Origin of the sequence: Nocardioides sp. CPCC 206348, assembly GCF_048654705.1 — a bacterium.
Classification (GTDB): Bacteria; Actinomycetota; Actinomycetes; order Propionibacteriales; family Nocardioidaceae; genus Nocardioides.
This window is the reverse complement of the sequence record NZ_JBMCZA010000173.1, coordinates 5,949-6,426: the sequence shown is the minus strand read 5'-3', so window position 1 is coordinate 6,426 and position 478 is coordinate 5,949. Positions and strand designations below refer to the sequence as shown.

Below are 478 nucleotides of genomic sequence, written 5' to 3'. Positions count from 1 at the left end.
CAGCACGCAGAACTCGTTGCCCGACGGATCAGCGAAGTGCCGCCACGGCAGCTCACCCCAGCCGAAGTGCAGCTCACGACCACCACGGTCCGTGATGCCTCGGGCGACCTCGTCGGCGTCGTCGCCGGCCTCCAGTCGCAGGTCGAGGTGGGTCCGGTTCTTCGCCGTACCCTTCGGACCCGCCTCGGCGGACAGGTCGAGCAGCGGACCGCGCAGCGAGGGGTGCCGCAGGCTCACCAGCCCACTCCCCTCGACCGGCACCCAGCCGGTCAGCCACTCCCAGAAGGCGCCGTCCCGCTCGGCATCGGCCACCTGGAGCGGCAGGCCCGCGACCGGTCCCGTGCCGTCGTACGACGACCGTTCCTCGAGCACGCAGAAGGCATTGCCCGCGGGGTCGGTGAGCACGACCCACGGCACGTCGCCCTGCCCGATGTCCGCGTGGCTCGCGCCCAGCGAGACCAGTCGTTCGACGACGGCG

At 72.2% G+C, this 478-nt stretch carries 1 protein-coding gene; it reads right to left on the bottom strand.

The window, feature by feature from the left end; translation table 11 throughout:
- A partial coding sequence (locus ACOADB_RS13645) for a VOC family protein (protein ID WP_378599466.1) occupies positions 1–478 on the bottom strand: 478 nt, incomplete at both ends.